This window comes from Shouchella hunanensis, assembly GCF_028735875.1.
Classification (GTDB): domain Bacteria; phylum Bacillota; class Bacilli; order Bacillales; family Bacillaceae_D; genus Shouchella; species Shouchella hunanensis.
In genome coordinates this window covers 313422-328681 of sequence record NZ_CP117834.1, presented here as the reverse complement: position 1 = coordinate 328681, position 15260 = coordinate 313422, and the positions used below count along the sequence as shown (strand labels likewise).

The 15260-nt window shown below is 40.2% G+C and carries 16 protein-coding genes; 13 read left to right on the top strand and 3 right to left on the bottom strand.

The window, feature by feature from the left end; genetic code table 11:
• Positions 1 to 36: 36 nt before the first annotated feature.
• Positions 37 to 639, bottom strand: a complete 603-nt coding sequence (gene rpsD, locus PQ477_RS01795; protein ID WP_035393914.1) for a 30S ribosomal protein S4 — start codon at positions 637 to 639, stop codon at positions 37 to 39.
• A gap of 211 nt (positions 640 to 850) precedes the next feature.
• On the bottom strand, positions 851 to 1348 hold the full coding sequence (locus PQ477_RS01790; protein ID WP_035393916.1) for a GAF domain-containing protein: 498 nt from the start codon (positions 1346 to 1348) through the stop codon (positions 851 to 853).
• Between the two features lie 166 nt (positions 1349 to 1514).
• Between PQ477_RS01790 and refZ the strand changes: the two genes are divergently transcribed.
• On the top strand, positions 1515 to 2147 hold the full coding sequence (refZ, locus tag PQ477_RS01785) for a forespore capture DNA-binding protein RefZ (protein ID WP_035393918.1): 633 nt from the start codon (positions 1515 to 1517) through the stop codon (positions 2145 to 2147).
• Here the strand turns inward: refZ and hisJ are convergent.
• Positions 2144 to 2932 (bottom strand): histidinol-phosphatase HisJ, encoded by a 789-nt coding sequence (gene hisJ / locus PQ477_RS01780; protein ID WP_035393921.1) that lies wholly within the window; start codon positions 2930 to 2932, stop codon positions 2144 to 2146. The two genes, refZ and hisJ, sit on opposite strands and share 4 nt — an antisense overlap.
• A 190-nt stretch (positions 2933 to 3122) precedes the next feature.
• Between hisJ and ezrA the strand changes: the two genes are divergently transcribed.
• The 12 genes from ezrA (at position 3123) to PQ477_RS01720 (ending at position 15208) form a co-directional block, all read left to right on the top strand.
• A complete protein-coding gene (gene ezrA, locus PQ477_RS01775; protein ID WP_274272879.1) occupies positions 3123 to 4820 on the top strand; it encodes a septation ring formation regulator EzrA in 1698 nt (565 codons plus the stop codon).
• Positions 4821 to 4927: 107 nt separating this feature from the next.
• Positions 4928 to 6058: a cysteine desulfurase family protein gene (locus PQ477_RS01770; RefSeq protein ID WP_274272878.1), complete on the top strand. Its 1131-nt coding sequence runs from the start codon at positions 4928 to 4930 to the stop codon at positions 6056 to 6058.
• A complete protein-coding gene (gene thiI / locus PQ477_RS01765; protein ID WP_144559361.1) occupies positions 6058 to 7263 on the top strand; it encodes a tRNA uracil 4-sulfurtransferase ThiI in 1206 nt (401 codons plus the stop codon). The genes PQ477_RS01770 and thiI overlap by 1 nt, the downstream gene beginning before the upstream one ends.
• 76 nt (positions 7264 to 7339) lie before the next feature.
• Entirely contained in the window at positions 7340 to 7534 is a 195-nt protein-coding gene (locus tag PQ477_RS01760; protein ID WP_035393924.1) for an alpha/beta-type small acid-soluble spore protein, read from the top strand.
• Positions 7535 to 7629: 95 nt separating this feature from the next.
• Positions 7630 to 9216, top strand: a complete 1587-nt coding sequence (locus tag PQ477_RS01755; protein WP_144559360.1) for an amidohydrolase — start codon at positions 7630 to 7632, stop codon at positions 9214 to 9216.
• Positions 9213 to 10175, top strand: coding sequence for a signal peptide peptidase SppA (gene sppA, locus PQ477_RS01750; RefSeq protein WP_274272877.1), 963 nt, complete (start codon positions 9213 to 9215; stop codon positions 10173 to 10175). Before PQ477_RS01755 ends, sppA begins: the two co-directional genes overlap by 4 nt.
• A gap of 11 nt (positions 10176 to 10186) precedes the next feature.
• The gene (locus tag PQ477_RS01745; RefSeq protein WP_052007678.1) at positions 10187 to 10720 is read left to right on the top strand and encodes an RDD family protein; all 534 of its coding nucleotides are present in this window, start codon (positions 10187 to 10189) and stop codon (positions 10718 to 10720) included.
• Between the two features lie 67 nt (positions 10721 to 10787).
• Positions 10788 to 11462 (top strand): DUF2953 domain-containing protein, encoded by a 675-nt coding sequence (locus PQ477_RS01740; RefSeq protein ID WP_035393926.1) that lies wholly within the window; start codon positions 10788 to 10790, stop codon positions 11460 to 11462.
• A gap of 15 nt (positions 11463 to 11477) precedes the next feature.
• Positions 11478 to 11930: a GerW family sporulation protein gene (gene ytfJ / locus PQ477_RS01735; RefSeq protein ID WP_035393929.1), complete on the top strand. Its 453-nt coding sequence runs from the start codon at positions 11478 to 11480 to the stop codon at positions 11928 to 11930.
• A gap of 119 nt (positions 11931 to 12049) precedes the next feature.
• A complete protein-coding gene (tpx, locus tag PQ477_RS01730) occupies positions 12050 to 12550 on the top strand; it encodes a thiol peroxidase (protein WP_274272876.1) in 501 nt (166 codons plus the stop codon).
• A gap of 307 nt (positions 12551 to 12857) precedes the next feature.
• On the top strand, positions 12858 to 13844 hold the full coding sequence (locus PQ477_RS01725; RefSeq protein ID WP_035393934.1) for a class I SAM-dependent methyltransferase: 987 nt from the start codon (positions 12858 to 12860) through the stop codon (positions 13842 to 13844).
• Between the two features lie 179 nt (positions 13845 to 14023).
• A complete protein-coding gene (locus PQ477_RS01720) occupies positions 14024 to 15208 on the top strand; it encodes an acetate kinase (RefSeq protein WP_060703789.1) in 1185 nt (394 codons plus the stop codon).
• The last annotated feature ends 52 nt before the right edge of the window (positions 15209 to 15260 follow it).

Sequence of the window (15260 nt, the reverse complement as noted above, 5' to 3'; positions counted from 1 at the left end):
TCTACCTTTATCAGGCAGACGTTTTTTACGTGCTTATTAACGAGAATACCACTCAACGATAAGTGCTTCTGTGATTTCAGCAGGAAGTTCAGAACGCTCAGGAAGACGCGTGTACGTTCCTTCAAGCTTTTCTTCGTCAAATGATACATACGCTGGAGTGAAGTCATTTACTTCTAAAGACTCTTTCACTGCAGTTAGGTTGCGAGAACGCTCACGAAGAGAGATCGCTTGACCAGGCTTTACGCGGTAAGATGGGATATCTACACGAGAGCCATCTACCATTACGTGACCGTGGTTAACAAGTTGACGAGCTGCACGACGTGTGCGAGCAAGACCTAAACGGTAAACAAGATTGTCTAAACGAGACTCAAGAAGAATCATGAAGTTTTCGCCGTGGATACCAGACATTTTGCCAGCATCATTAAAGATACGAACGAATTGACGCTCATTAACGCCATACATATGACGAAGCTTCTGCTTTTCTTGAAGCTGAAGCGCATATTCAGAAAGTTTTTTACGTTGGTTTGGACCGTGTTGACCTGGAGCGTAAGGACGCTTCGCAAGCTCTTTTCCAGTGCCGCTTAGTGAAACACCAAGACGACGAGATAATTTCCAAGATGGACCTGTATAACGAGACATAAGTAGTCTCCTCCTTGTTATTTTGATTTGCAAAATAACAACCTGTCTGACAATCTCTGAATGTAAGTTATTCCATTTTCATGCACCTTCGCTTCGACAGCTAGAAGTTACACAGTGCACCTCATACCTTGCAGCCGCGAGGAATGGAATAAAACAAACAACAGCTTGTCTCGGCTGTCTTTCACACCGAATAATCATACTTAACATTTGTTTAAAAGTCAAGGTTTGCTTTCAAGTATGGCTCTATTGTTGCAACGAAACGCTCTAAGTAGAGTTGATCTTCCTCCGTAAAGCGATTTTTTAGTGGGCTATCAATATCCAACACGGCAATTACCTTTCCATCATGACACACTGGAACAACAAGTTCCGAATTTGATGCTGCATCACAGGCAATATGACCTGGGAAGGTGTGAACATCTGCAACCCTCATCGTTTTATTCTCAGAAACGGCTGTACCGCAAACCCCTTTACCAATAGCGATGCGAGTACAGGCAGGTAATCCTTGAAAAGGACCTAAAACGAGTTCAGTTTCGTTTACTATATAAAAACCGACCCAGTTTATATCCGTTAAAAATTGACCAAGCAAGGCACTCGCATTTGCATAATTTGCAAGCGTGCTTTTTTCATCCTCTAGTAGTGCTTTTGCTTGTTTTAAAAGCAATTCATATGCTTCTTGTTTATTGTTGGAATATGAGCTTGTTGAAAACATGACAGATTCTCCTTTTATGATACAATAATCGCCTTTTTATCACGGTATTTGTCTAAAAATATTTGGTCTATATTTGGATTCTTTAACAGGAGCTTGTAAGAGCAAGTCGAATACAGAAGTAAGGGAAAAGGTTTTGTGCAATCAACTCTTATCGGAGGGGATCCAAATGAGTGATCAAACAAAAGATTCTATTAAGCTTGCTGCGACGCGGCTCTTTTATACGAATGGTTATCATGGTACGTCCGTTCGAGATATTGCCAAAGAAGCTTCGGTTAATTCTGCTTTAATTTCGTATTACTTTGGTGGAAAACACGTATTATTTGAAACCTTACTCATTGAATTTTTTGAAGGCTACATTCATTCTATAGAAGAAGCCATGCGCACATCAGATGGCGACCTACAGCAAGTATTATCTCACTTATTTAAACGAGTCTTTACGTATCAACAATCTTGCCATTTACTTGCACGAATGGCGCATCGAGAAATGACAATGGACTCTACCCTCGTACGCGAAGTGATGAGTACGTACTTGAGAAAAGAGCAATTTCTTTTAGAGCAAGTTATTCAGGTCCACCTTAATGCGAAGCAAGTGAAAAGAGTACCAATAGATTTGACCGTTCTTCACTTACGAAATATGTTAACACTACCATTTTCATCTCCGCAATATTTAAAAGAACTCTTTTTAGTTGCGCCAGACGATCATCTGTTTATGAGACGATATGTGACCCATGCCGAGCAATGGATGAGATCGTTATTAGAGACAAGGGATGTTAAGCGACTTCATTTAGTTAGAAGTTAGGGAAGCAAAGCGTCATATCCACTTTTTAAACCAGCTACAGTGTGGGCATCAGATCCGTAAATAAGTGGGATGCCCATCTCTTTAGCCGTCTTCGCAATAAAAAGAGGAGGGTAGGTTTCTTGGCAGTCAGGCTTTATGATGCCTGCACCGTTATAGTCCAATTCAAGACCCTGCGCCCGAACTTCTTTTAGTATATGCATCCACTCTGTTTCAAAAGAATGACTAGCTGGGTACCGCAGTTGATATTTTCTACATAATGTCATATGCCCAATCCGTTTTGGTTTAAAAGAGCCTAGTGAAGCTTCGATGGACAATTGCACGGTTTTATAATAAAGATGATATAAAGCGTCTACGCCACCAATTTTTTCTGCAAGGGACCAGAAGCCATCAGCACTGTAGTCTAAGCAATGATAACCGTTAGTCGTTTGTAAGAAGTGCACCGATAACAGACTGTCTTCTAAATAGGGTCCGAGTTCGTTAAGGATAGCGGTCGTTTCCTTCTCAAAACCAACAATATAATCAACTTCCAAACCAGCGAGTATGCGCAACGATTTGGCGTAGTCGTTTTTTAACTGTTTTATTGTAGCAAAATAAGTAGGAACATCGTCCCAACGCATCGCACTGTCTTGGGCTGGGGTAGGGTCTTTAAAACCCTCAGGAAGGGGAGCGTGCTCTGTAAATGAAAGCTGAGTAATCCCTTGTTTAATGGCTTCTTCACAATAAGAAGCCATTGCGTCTGCCGATCCATGCGGACAATAAGGTGTGTGGACATGCCCATCTAGCATTTTTATCGAAAACCTCCTTCGTCTGTGTATAACAATTCAATCGGTTTTAGGTAGTGCGAAAATTGTCTTGAAGTGATCTGTTGAATCTGCACACAAACTGTCGCTTTCATGATATTATAATACGTATTAGAAAACGGATAAACTAGAAAATTAGCAGAGGATGAAAGAGCTTGTCGGAAGGGAGTCTCCAGTGGATATTATTATTGGTATCGTTGTCGTCTTACTAATTGTGATTGTAATTGGTACAGTTGCTGGAATGTTAATTAGGCGAACAATACATAAATCAGTCGATGAATTAGATAATCGAAAAAACCAAATACTTAATCGGAATATTTCAGAGGAAATTTCAAAAGTGAAAAAGCTGAAAATGTCTGGGGAAACAGAACAGAAATTTGAAAGCTGGCGAAAAGACTGGGACGAAATTCTTGAGTCTATTCTCCCTAGCATTGAAGAACAACTTATTGAGGTTGAAGAATTAGCCGGTAAATACCGAATTACAAAAGCGAAAGACCAGCTAAAATGGGTAGAAAATCGACTTCTGTCTGTTGAGCAGCAGCTTGATTTAATGGTAGAGGATATTGATAAGCTCGTTTCTGCAGAAGAAAAGAATCGCAGTGAAATTGCAGTAATAAAGGAGCTTTACCAAACGCTGTCTGCCGAATTATTAAAGAAACGAGGCTCGTTTGGTGAATCGATTAAAGCCCTTGATGAAGAGATGAGTCATGCTAAACAAGCATTACTAGCTTTTGAAGAATCGACACAAAATGGAAGCTACCTGCAAGCAAGAAAGCAGCTTCTGCAAATTAAAGACTCCCTTTATATTCTAAATGAGAAGATGGAACGCATCCCTCATCTTCTTATGCAAGTTCGTTCTACACTTCCTGGTGAATTATCAAATTTGCAATTAGGTATTAAAGAAATGGAAGAAGATGGTTATCACCTTGAGACATTTTCTTTTGGATCAAAAATCTCCATGCAAAAAGAAGAAATTGATGAGGCGTACATAGCATTAAAAGAATTAAATGTGGATGAAGCGGCAGCAGCGCTTGAATCGCTTCAAACAGAAATTGATGAAATGTATGAAACCCTTGAAAAGGAAGCGAATTATAAAAGCAAGCTGTTAGCGCAAGTTCCAGCTTTAAAAGCCCAAGTGGAAAAAGCCTATCAAAATATGAAACAGCTTATTGATGAAACAACGCAAGTGGAAAAAAGCTATATGATTGCAGCGGAAGAAATTCAGCTTCAACAAACATTGCAAAAAAACTTACGGAATGTGCAGAGCCAGCTAACGCTTATTATGGATGTGTTTGAAAATCGAAAACAATCGTTTTCTTCTATTTTTGAAATGACAGAAGAATGGCGAAAACAAATGGAAGAGCTTTCTAACGGGATTGAAGAAAGTATCGACCGTTTAAGAAGACTGCGAAAAGACGAAATACAGGCCCAAGAAACAGTTAGTCAGTTGCGAGAGCTAGTGCTTGAATCGAAGCGATTGCTTTATAAAAGTAATTTACCAGGTGTTCCTGTTACGTACTTAGAAGCATTAGATGAAGCGGAAGGAAAAATCAACAAAGCAATTGAAGGTCTTGAATCGTTTCCTCTCGAAATGACAGAAGTAGAAGCTCTCGTTCAAGATGCCGTAAGAGTCGTTGAAAAAAACAGTGCTGCCATTAAAGAAATGGTTGAAACCGCACAAATGGCAGAGCTTGCCATTCAATATAGTAATCGTTATCGAGGACAGGATGATACTGTTCGAAAAGAGCTTGACGAGGCAGAACAAGCTTTTCTAGAATACGATTACGAAAAAGCACTCTCCATTGTCCAACAAGCTGTTCAACGCTACGAACCAGATTTACTTAATAAAGTGACAAAACATCTTTCAGCTTAAACGAAGACACTTCAAGTGGCTTCGTTTTTTTTGTCTGCACAAACAACGTATCTATGCTAAGATTAGCTGTGATTATACAGCGTTTATAGGTTAAAGGAGTTTGTTACATGATTTATCTTGACAATAGTGCAACAACAAAACCTTATCCAGAGGTCTTAACATTATATACAACGATTTCTTCGCAGTACTTTGGAAACCCCTCATCGCTCCATTCAGTAGGAATGGAAGCGGAGCAGGTATTGAACCACGCAAGAAAGAAAATAGCCCACTTTCTTTCTTGTCAGAAAGAACAGCTACTCTTTACAAGTGGCGGTACAGAAGCCAATGTGTTAGCAATTAAAGGCATTGTGACAAAAGAAAAGAGTGCACATATGATTACGACAACTGTGGAGCACGCGTCTGTTTATGAAACGGTTCGACAACTAGAAGATGCAGGTCATGAAGTGACATATCTTCAAGGAGATGCTTTTGGGAGAGTAACGGTTGAGCAAGTGAAAGATGCCATTAAGAAGAACACGGTGCTTGTTAGCATCGGCCATGTGCAAGGTGAGTTAGGAACGATTCAACCCATTCAGGAACTAGCGGAGATGTTATCAGCTTATCCACGAATACAGTTCCACGTTGATGCTGTGCAAAGCTTGCTAAAAGTCCCGATTGGCTCACTTTCCAACATAGATTTAATGACGTTATCGTCTCATAAAATTCATGGTACAAATGGAACAGGGCTGTTGTATGCGAAAAACCCTTCTCTAGTGAAGCCTATCCTATATGGCGGTGGGCAAGAACAATCTCTTCGGCCCGGTTCAGAACACGTAGCAGGTATCGCTTGTTTCGCAAAAGCTCTTGAAATGGGAGCATCGGTTGCGAATAAAGAGCAAGAGCGTCTACTTTCTTTGCGAAAGCTAGTCATACACGAACTTGAGCAAATAAAAGGTGTGTTCATCAATTCGCCGGTTAGCAATAGTGCGCCACATATTTTAAATGTGTCCATTCCAGCGATCAAAGCGGAAGTACTCGTGCAATCCCTTTCTCAAGAAAAAATATACGTTTCAACTCAATCAGCATGCTCAACAAAAACAGGTGCTCCAAGCCGAATTCTATTAGGTGCAGGGCATGATCGGCAGCGTGCGGAAACGGCAATACGAATCAGTTTGTCTTTTTTAACAACGGAAGAAGAGATGACCACGTGTATAAAGGCACTAAAGCGACTCGTTCCAAAACTTCAGGAGGTAACATAATGAATATCGATCATATTGTTGTGCGTTACGGAGAACTAGCATTAAAAGGGAAAAATCGGAGTCATTTTGAAAAGCTTCTCCTTGCCAACATTCGTAAAGTATTAAAGCCGTTTCCAGGTGTAACGGCAAAACGAATTCAAGGGAGAATTATTGTTCATTTACATGGTGCTGACGAAACACCCATTCAAGAAGCATTAAAAAATGTTTTCGGTATTTATTCCTTTAGTTTAGCCATGCAGGTGGAGAATGACGTCGACACGATTAAAGAAGGAGCCCTTTTTTTTATTGAAAAACTTCATCCGAATGTTAAAACGTTTAAAGTCTCAGCTAGGCGTGCGAACAAAGGATTTCCGGTTCAATCTCAACAACTTAACCATCTAATCGGTGGACATATCTTGCGCGCTCTAGACGGAGCCATAAAAGTAGATGTTCATCAACCTGAACTCGAACTATCCATTGATGTGCGTGATGCAGGTACGTATATTACTGGTGGGGCAATAGAAGCAGCAAAAGGACTTCCAGTTGGAGCGAGTGGAAAAGTGTTGCACATGTTATCTGGAGGAATCGATTCACCTGTTGCAGCACATATGTTAATGGGACGTGGCGCCCAAATTGAAATGCTTCATTTTCATAGTCCACCATATACGAATGAACGAGCAAAACAAAAGGTACTCGATTTAACAAAAGAATTAACGAAATACGGGACAAGCATTAAGGTGCACCTTGTTCCATTTACAGATATTCAAACACATATCCATAAAGAGGTTCCCTCTAATTATGAGATGACTATTATGCGTAGAATGATGTTACGAATTGCAGATGCGTTTGCTCAGAAGAACGGAATTTTAGCAATTTCAAATGGGGAAAGCCTTGGACAAGTGGCATCGCAAACGTTGCAGAGTATGAATACGATTAATGAAGTTACGACATTGCCTGTTATTCGTCCTTTAATTGCGATTGATAAAGAAACGACCATTGCTTATGCAAAGCGTATTGGTACGTATGAAACATCAATTCTGCCTTACGAAGATTGCTGTACCATCTTCTTACCAACAGACTCCAAGACAAAGCCGAAACGAGAAGGGGCCGCAAAATTTGAGCAATATGTGGAGATTGAAAAAAAATGTGAGGACGCCTTAAATAGGATTGAGACAGTTCATATCAACGCTTATGAAGGCAGTTCTTCAGTCGAAAATTTATTTTAAAAAATTTCCAGTGATTTTGTATGTATGTTATTTCCTCTTTCGCACATTCTAGAAGTACCGAAGGAGGTGAAACAACATGGCAAACACAAACAACTTAGTAGTACCTGGTGTACAACAAGCTCTTGACCAAATGAAATACGAAATCGCTAGCGAATTCGGAGTAAACCTTGGTCCTGATTCAACTGCTCGTGCTAACGGATCTGTAGGTGGTGAAATCACTAAACGTCTTGTAGCTCAAGCTGAACAACAAATGGGTGGATATCAAAAATAATTTCATATTCATGGCTAGGAGCAGGATTCCCTGCTCCTTTTTCATGTTCTCATTTGATGTCTAATGCTATACTTAGTACAAAAAGGAGGAGGAGAATGGGAACACTTCTTTATAATGCAGTCGTCTACACGATGGAAGTAGAAGGAGAGCAAGTAGAGGCACTTTACATAGAAAATGGAAAAATTATCGATTGTGGTACGTCAAAGCATTTAGTTGAAAAGTGGTCTAGGCACGCTTCAAGCACGAAAAATCTTAATGGCGCTTTTATTTATCCGGGCTTCGTAGATAGCCATCTTCATTTAATTGCTCACGGACAAAAGCTACTTCGAGTAGATTTATCGCAGTCTACTAAGGAAGATGCGTTAGCAAAATTAAAAGCGATATGTGTGCAAGAAGGGGAATGGATTGAAGCGTTAGGTTGGAACGAACATAATGATCCAAATCATGCGTTACTAACAGTGACCGATTTAAACAAGATTAGCGTAAAGCATCCTCTATTTGTTATGCGTATTTGTCGTCATGCAGCTATTGTGAATCAAACGGTTCTTGATTTAGCTGGAATTAACCGCCATACGCCAGATCCAGATGGTGGGAAGATTGAGCGAGATGAACATGGAAATCCGAATGGAATTTTGCATGATGCTGCAGTACACTACGTCCAAGCTTTAATGCCACCACTAGCAAAAGCTTCAATTAAAAAAGCGCTTCAGATGGCGATTGATGATTGCCATGCGAAAGGGTTAACAGGAGGTCATAGTGAAGATCTTCATTATTACAACGGTCTCGCTGAAACATTGGATATCTACCAAGAAGTTGTGAATGTGCAAAAGCCGTTCCGTGCTCATTTACTCATTCATCACGAAGAACTGTCTGCGTATGACGCATCGCCGTATACACAGCAACAAACCATAAGCCCTTATATAGAGCTGGGAGCGTTAAAGATTTTTGCAGATGGTGCTCTTGGTGGCAGAACAGCAGCATTAAGTGAGCCTTATGAAGATGATCCGAGTACATCTGGACTGTTAATTCATAACCAAACTGCTCTTCATGACTTGGTTTGCCAAGCTAGAAAACGACAGCTAGCAGTAGCTATTCACGTTATTGGCGATCAAGCCTTGGCATTATCGTTAACCGCAATTGAACAAAATGAAAAAAGTAAGAAGCGTGATCGACTTATTCATGTTCAAGTAGCTAGAGAAGATTTATTGCAACGCATGGCAAAATTGCCAATTGTTATTGACGTGCAGCCACATTTTGTTGTGTCTGATTTTCCTTGGGTAGAAGAGCGGCTTGGGGAAAAGCGAATGTCGTTTTCCTTTGCGTGGAAAACGCTGATAGAAGCTGGAATTCATTGTGCAGGGGGCTCTGACGCACCAATTGAACCCATCGAACCTTTAAAAGGGATGCATGCGGCCATTTATCGAAAGAACAATCAAGGTACTTATAACGTAAAAGAAGCATTAACTCCCTATGAAGCAGTAGCGCTATTCACAATAGGAAGCGCCTATGCCATTGAAAAAGAAGCAACAAGAGGAAAAATCAAGGTTGGCTATGACGCGGACCTGACAATACTTGATCGAGATCTTTTTAGAGGAGGAGAAGAAGCATTTATGAAAGCAAGTGTGTTGGAAACGATTGTAAATGGGTATACGGTTTATGAAAAAGGAGGAGTAACAGAATGAAAGCAAGAAGATGGATAGCATTAGGAATTGGAGCCTTTGTTCTATTGTTTACACTGATTACCACCATTTCAGTGGCATTTAATACATATTCAGCACCCGTTCTTGGAGGGGCTGACCAAACCATTGTAAGTGATGGCGATCCTAGTGGACAAATTGCATTACTTGAAGTGACTGGTCCTATCATTGATACAGGAGAACCAGGTTTATTTGATACAGGCGGTTACGATCACGCTGCTTTTTTAACAGATCTTGATACAGCAATGACAGACCGTGATGTACAAGGAATCATTTTGTCTGTCGACACACCTGGTGGCGGTATATTAGAATCTGCAGAAATTCACCGAGCCATCGTTGAAATGAAAGAACAAACAGATAAACCTGTATATGTAGCAATGGGCGGTATGGCCGCATCGGGAGGCTACTATATTGCCGCACCGACGGATCGGATATTTGCAACGCCACAAACATTAACAGGCTCAATAGGTGTTATTATGAGCTCGTACAATGTATCTGAACTACTCGACAATATTGGTATTGAAGAGCAAGTATACAAGAGTGGTCCGTACAAAGATATTCTTTCTCCAACTAGAGAGCCACTTGAAGAGGAAGATGAAATTATTCAAGCGATTGTCGATGAATACTATGATGAATTTGTAGATGTGATTGCTCAAGGTCGCGATATGGCAGAAGATCGTGTACGTGAACTTGGGGATGGCCGTATTTATACAGGCAGACAGGCGTTGGAAGAAGGATTAGTCGATGAATTAGGCTCGTTAGAAGATGCCATTACTGCTATGCGTGAGGAATTAGGAAGTAATTATCAAGTCGTATCAAACGATGAATTTTTGAATTTCGGAAACTTATTTGGATTGACGTTGCAGCAATTGTTTGGGAATGATAGCCCGATAAAAATTGACTTTAATCAGCCAAAGCCATACTACATGTACAATCATGAATGAGGTGTGAATAAATGGAGTATACAACAGGATCAGTTCGATTAAAACGACACCTTAGACCAGCAGATGCCACCGAAATTATTGAAGAAGAGGCGCAACCCCATACCTATCGTTATGCTGGGTTTTGGATGCGATTTTGGGCATTTATAGTTGATTTATTAATAATTACAGGCTTAAACGGTGTGCTCGTTAGTACATGGGTTCCGCTCATTGCAGACGGAGACTCACGGTGGGCATTTTTTGCGACGGTCTTCTTACTACCGAGTGTTCTTTACGCTATTGTTTTCTTTCTTTACTTTGCGTTAATGACCCGCTATTTTCAACAAACGCTAGGAAAAATGATTTTTGGCATACGCGTCATATCATCTAATGGAGCAAAACTAACGTGGAGTCAATTGTTTTTTAGAGAAGGGGTAGGACGTTTCTTACAACATGCCCCTCTTTTAGGAAATATTAATGGGCTTGCTTACATTGTTGTTGCATGTACACCAAAGAAACAAGGAATACATGATTTATTTGCCGAAACGTATGTTGTCCATATTGATTAAACCAGCTAAATCATTAGCTGGTTTTTTTTTATTTAGTTGAGCATAGTAAAGGAAAGGAGGCGGTCTTATGCTTATTTGGATTGTACTACCACTAATCATTCTTTTAGTCATCTTACTGATTGTTTTATTTATACCAATTAAAATACATATCCGCTATGCTCATCACCAGCAGGATGATTTATTAACGTTGTACGTATACGTTATAGGACTGAAAGTCTATACGTTGGAAGTGCCTGTTATTCATGTGAATGCTTCAACGCAAACTGTTACAGTGGAAGAAGAAGAGGACTCGATCTTTAACGATAAGAAAAAGAAAAAAAAGTGGGGGATTGAAAGTCTTAAGAAATACATCAAAATGGCTAAACGATTAGCGGCACATTTTCCGAAACTAAAGCAATTGGCGTACCGCTTTTTAGGGAAAGTTACATGCAAACATGTGACGTGGAAAACAGAGTTCGGAACAGGGGACGCTGCGAAAACCGCGCAGCTAGCCGGACTGATCTGGACAATAAAATCAATGTGTTTAGGATGGGTACAGACGAAAGTGAATTGGAAGGGGGAAAAAAGACTGGAAGTAACGCCACATTTTCAAATGAAAGGATATCGAATGTTTCTATCGTGCATAGTCACCTTTACATTGTGGCACGCTATGACTACATTGCTGTTGTTAGTAATCAGTTACAAAAAAATTGAAAAGCGTTTTGAACCGGCTTCAGGTGGAGAACGTTATTTTACTCAATAAAGGAGCATACGTGAAATGGAACATCCTATTCAAGGCTTAATGAAGACTGCTATGGAAAACATTAAAGCAATGGCAGATGTCAACACCATTGTCGGTGATCCAGTCGAAACACCTGATGGCAGTATTATTATGCCTGTATCAAAAGTGGGTTTTGGCTTTGCCGCTGGAGGAAGTGAGTTTTATACAGAGCACTCACAAACTTATGCTGAACAAGGGCATCCTTTTGGCGGAGGAAGCGGAGGTGGCGTATCCATTACACCTATCGCTTTTCTTGTTGTGAATCATAAAGGAGTTAATATGGTTCATCTTGACAGTTCAACCCATCTGTACGAACGATTATTAGACTTAGCGCCTCAAGCGTTTGAAAAGATTCAACATCTCATGAGACATGATGGCCATGACCATCATGATAAACACCATGCTTCACATGACGATGATCATGAACCTTATGAAGATCCAATAGTATAACGAGTAAGAGCGTAAAGACTTCTATCTTTACGCTCTTTTTCTTACGTAGTGTTGTGCATCATTTTTGCATTACACAAGGAAGAGACGGTATGATAAGAAGATAAAGGAGTGGATTACATATGACACAAGTAACGTTTAAACAAAAGCCAGTTACATTAGTAGGTAAACAAGTACAAGTTGGTGACAAGGCACCTGATTTTCGTGTGCTAGCAAATGATTTAACAGAAGTTTCTTTAGCTGATTTTAAAGGGAAAATAAAGCTTATAAGTGTCATCCCATCTATTGATACAGGTGTATGTGATGCCCAAACGCGACGTTTCAATGAAGAAGCAGCGACTTTAGAAAACACAGTTGTGTTAACTATTAGTGTCGATTTACCTTTTGCGCAAAGAAGATGGTGTGCTGCAGAAGGAATTGATGAAGTGAAAACATTATCTGACCATAAAGAGGTTGTTTTTGGACAAGCCTATGGTGTATTAATTGAAGAGTTACGTCTACTAGCACGCTCGGTATTCGTTGTAAACGAAGAAGACGAAGTGATTTATGCGCAGTACGTTAACGAAGTGAGTGAGCACCCAGATTATGATGCAGCATTGAAAGCAATAAAAAATCGGTCATAATGATTAACGTGTCTTAAAAATGTTCATGTTAGAAAGGTGAACGTAAACGCACGTATACAGACAGAAGACGGAACTTCTGAATAACAAAGACCTCCGACATAGGGGCAACATCTGTGTGAGTAAAGTGAAACAAAAGAGCTGGAGTGATGGGGCGCATTCGACGATGATCAATTCAGGAGAACGGCAGCTTAGACACATAAGAGTGATCTATGTGAAAAAAGCTGAGGCGTTGTCCATGAACACTCACCGTCGGTAGCGCTTTTTCATTTGCTAAGTGTGAAAATGAGAACAAAAGGGTGAAGGTTGTATGGAACAAACCAATGTAACAGCGCTATACGAGTATTTAGACGAATCAGCAAAGGTATTAGAGCAAGTACTGGATGTGACCTATTTAGACGCCTTAGCAGAAGCTGGGGACAATTTATTTGAAAAAGCTATCATTCAAGAGCTTGCAAGTGAACGTAAAGAGCAGCTTCTTCAGTTAATGGAGCCAGTGAACTCCATCACGTTTACGAAAGAAGACGTTCGAAAAGCATTTCAACTTGCTGTGATGAAAGGAATGAAAGGGACTGTTCAGCCTAACCATTCCATGACCCCTGATGCTGTTAGCTTGTTCATGAGCTATCTAGCAAATAAACTACAGGGTACAGATTCAACAGGAGATGTCCTCGATTTAGCAGTGGGATCTGGAAACTTGCTTTTCTCGATCTGTAACCATGCAGAGGGTCGAATTGGTCAGGCCTATGGTTTTGAAGTGGATGAGACGCTGCTTAAGAATGCTTTTGCAAGTGCTAATCTACAAAAGCATGAAATTCAGCTGTTTCACCAAGATAGTTTGCACGTCAACATGCCTGATGTTCATCTTGTTGTAGCGGATTTGCCTGTAGGTTATTATCCAAAAGATGATATCGCAACTAACTATGATCTAAAAGCTGAATCAGGCCATTCGTATATTCATCACTTAATGATTGAACAAGGTATTCGGGCGCTCCAGCCAGGCGGTTTTGGCTTGTTACTGGTGCCAAATTTTATTTTTGAAAGTGATCAAGCCGATAAGCTTCACGCTTTCCTAAAAGAGCATGCAGTTGTCTTAGGCTTATTGCAGTTACCAGCGTCAATGTTTTCCAATAAGCAACAGCAAAAAAGCATCTTAATGATTCAAAAGAAAGCGGAAAAAATGAAGAAGCCACAGCAAGCTCTTCTCGCAGAGTTACCATCGTTTTCAAACGTATCTGCTATGCAGGAAATGATGAGTAGTATTAATAAGTGGTTTAAGGAGCAACTTGGGCGCTAAGAGGGCTGGGTATCATGTGAGCATGGTACCCCTTTTTTTATAGAAAAACTATTCTAATTAACAGTAAATTTTAATTATTTACATGTATGCGCTTTACCAATTTTGTCTGCTTGAAATGACGAATAGAGAATGCTTAAATGGTAGAGATGGCTTTAGATTAAAGGAGTGCAGGAAAAATTATGGCTACGATTATGGCAATTAACGCAGGGAGCTCATCCCTTAAATTTCAATTACTCTCAATGCCTGAAGAGATAGTTATTACAAAAGGCCTTGTTGAGCGCATTGGATTGAGAGACTCTGTTTTTGCAATTGAGAAAAACGGAGAAAAGCACGAAACTACAGCAGATATTGCGGATCATTCCGAAGCTGTGAAGATGTTACTTGATAAACTAACAAGCTTAAATATTATTTCCTCTCTAGATGATATTGAGGGAATTGGTCACCGTGTTGTTCATGGCGGCGAGAAATTTAACGATTCGGTTCTCATAACGGACGATGTATTAGCAGGCATTGTAGAAGTGTCCGAATTGGCTCCACTTCACAACCCGGCAAATATTACAGGAATAAAAGCATTTAAAGAAGTGCTTCCAAATGTACCGGCCGTCGCAGTATTTGATACGGCTTTCCATCAAACGATGCCAGAACACGCATACTTGTACAGCCTTCCATATGAATACTATACAGAGCACGGTATTCGTAAATATGGATTCCACGGCACTTCTCACAAATATGTGTCTGAACGAGCTGCTGAAATGCTTGCTGAGCCAATTGAAAGCTTAAAAATGGTTTCTTGTCATTTAGGAAATGGAGCAAGTATAGCAGCAATTGATGGTGGTAAGTCAGTTGACACGTCTATGGGTTTTACACCTCTTGCAGGTGTGACAATGGGCACACGTTCTGGTGATATTGATCCAGCTCTTATCCCGTTCATCATGGATAAGACCAATCAAACGGTGACAGAAGTAATTTCCACGTTAAATAAGCAAAGTGGACTGCTTGGTCTTACAGGGTTTTCAAGTGATTTACGCGATATCGAAAGTGAAGAAGCAAAAGGCAACGAGCGTGCAAAGGTAGCTCTTGATGTCTTTACTTCAAGAATTCAGGATTATGTTGGTGCGTATGCAACACGTATGGGCGGCATTGATGTTCTTATTTTCACAGCCGGTATTGGCGAAAATAGCACCGTTGTTCGAGAGCGCGTTCTAAAAGGCTTAGAATTTATGGGAATCGAAGTTGATTTATCTAAAAATAATGTACGCGGAAAAGAAACCTTCTTACAAACTGCGGATTCCAAAGTGAAAGTCTTGATTGTTCCTACGAATGAAGAAGTTATGATTGCCCGTGATACAGTTCGTTTAACGTAATAAAGAAAGAAGGCTGTCCCATTAGGTTGTTTCGCTAAACCTTATTGGGATT

What these genes read in the sequence shown, in the direction of transcription:
- rpsD (WP_035393914.1), bottom strand. Translation starts at nt 639, where the DNA reads ATGTCTCGTTATACAGGTCCATCTTGGAAATTATCTCGTCGTCTTGGT.
- PQ477_RS01790 (WP_035393916.1), bottom strand. Translation starts at nt 1,348, where the DNA reads ATGTTTTCAACAAGCTCATATTCCAACAATAAACAAGAAGCATATGAA.
- refZ (WP_035393918.1), top strand. Translation starts at nt 1,515, where the DNA reads ATGAGTGATCAAACAAAAGATTCTATTAAGCTTGCTGCGACGCGGCTC.
- hisJ (WP_035393921.1), bottom strand. Translation starts at nt 2,932, where the DNA reads ATGCTAGATGGGCATGTCCACACACCTTATTGTCCGCATGGATCGGCA.
- PQ477_RS01770 (WP_274272878.1), top strand. Translation starts at nt 4,928, where the DNA reads ATGATTTATCTTGACAATAGTGCAACAACAAAACCTTATCCAGAGGTC.
- thiI (WP_144559361.1), top strand. Translation starts at nt 6,058, where the DNA reads ATGAATATCGATCATATTGTTGTGCGTTACGGAGAACTAGCATTAAAA.
- PQ477_RS01760 (WP_035393924.1), top strand. Translation starts at nt 7,340, where the DNA reads ATGGCAAACACAAACAACTTAGTAGTACCTGGTGTACAACAAGCTCTT.
- PQ477_RS01755 (WP_144559360.1), top strand. Translation starts at nt 7,630, where the DNA reads ATGGGAACACTTCTTTATAATGCAGTCGTCTACACGATGGAAGTAGAA.
- sppA (WP_274272877.1), top strand. Translation starts at nt 9,213, where the DNA reads ATGAAAGCAAGAAGATGGATAGCATTAGGAATTGGAGCCTTTGTTCTA.
- PQ477_RS01745 (WP_052007678.1), top strand. Translation starts at nt 10,187, where the DNA reads ATGGAGTATACAACAGGATCAGTTCGATTAAAACGACACCTTAGACCA.
- PQ477_RS01740 (WP_035393926.1), top strand. Translation starts at nt 10,788, where the DNA reads ATGCTTATTTGGATTGTACTACCACTAATCATTCTTTTAGTCATCTTA.
- ytfJ (WP_035393929.1), top strand. Translation starts at nt 11,478, where the DNA reads ATGGAACATCCTATTCAAGGCTTAATGAAGACTGCTATGGAAAACATT.
- tpx (WP_274272876.1), top strand. Translation starts at nt 12,050, where the DNA reads ATGACACAAGTAACGTTTAAACAAAAGCCAGTTACATTAGTAGGTAAA.
- PQ477_RS01725 (WP_035393934.1), top strand. Translation starts at nt 12,858, where the DNA reads ATGGAACAAACCAATGTAACAGCGCTATACGAGTATTTAGACGAATCA.
- PQ477_RS01720 (WP_060703789.1), top strand. Translation starts at nt 14,024, where the DNA reads ATGGCTACGATTATGGCAATTAACGCAGGGAGCTCATCCCTTAAATTT.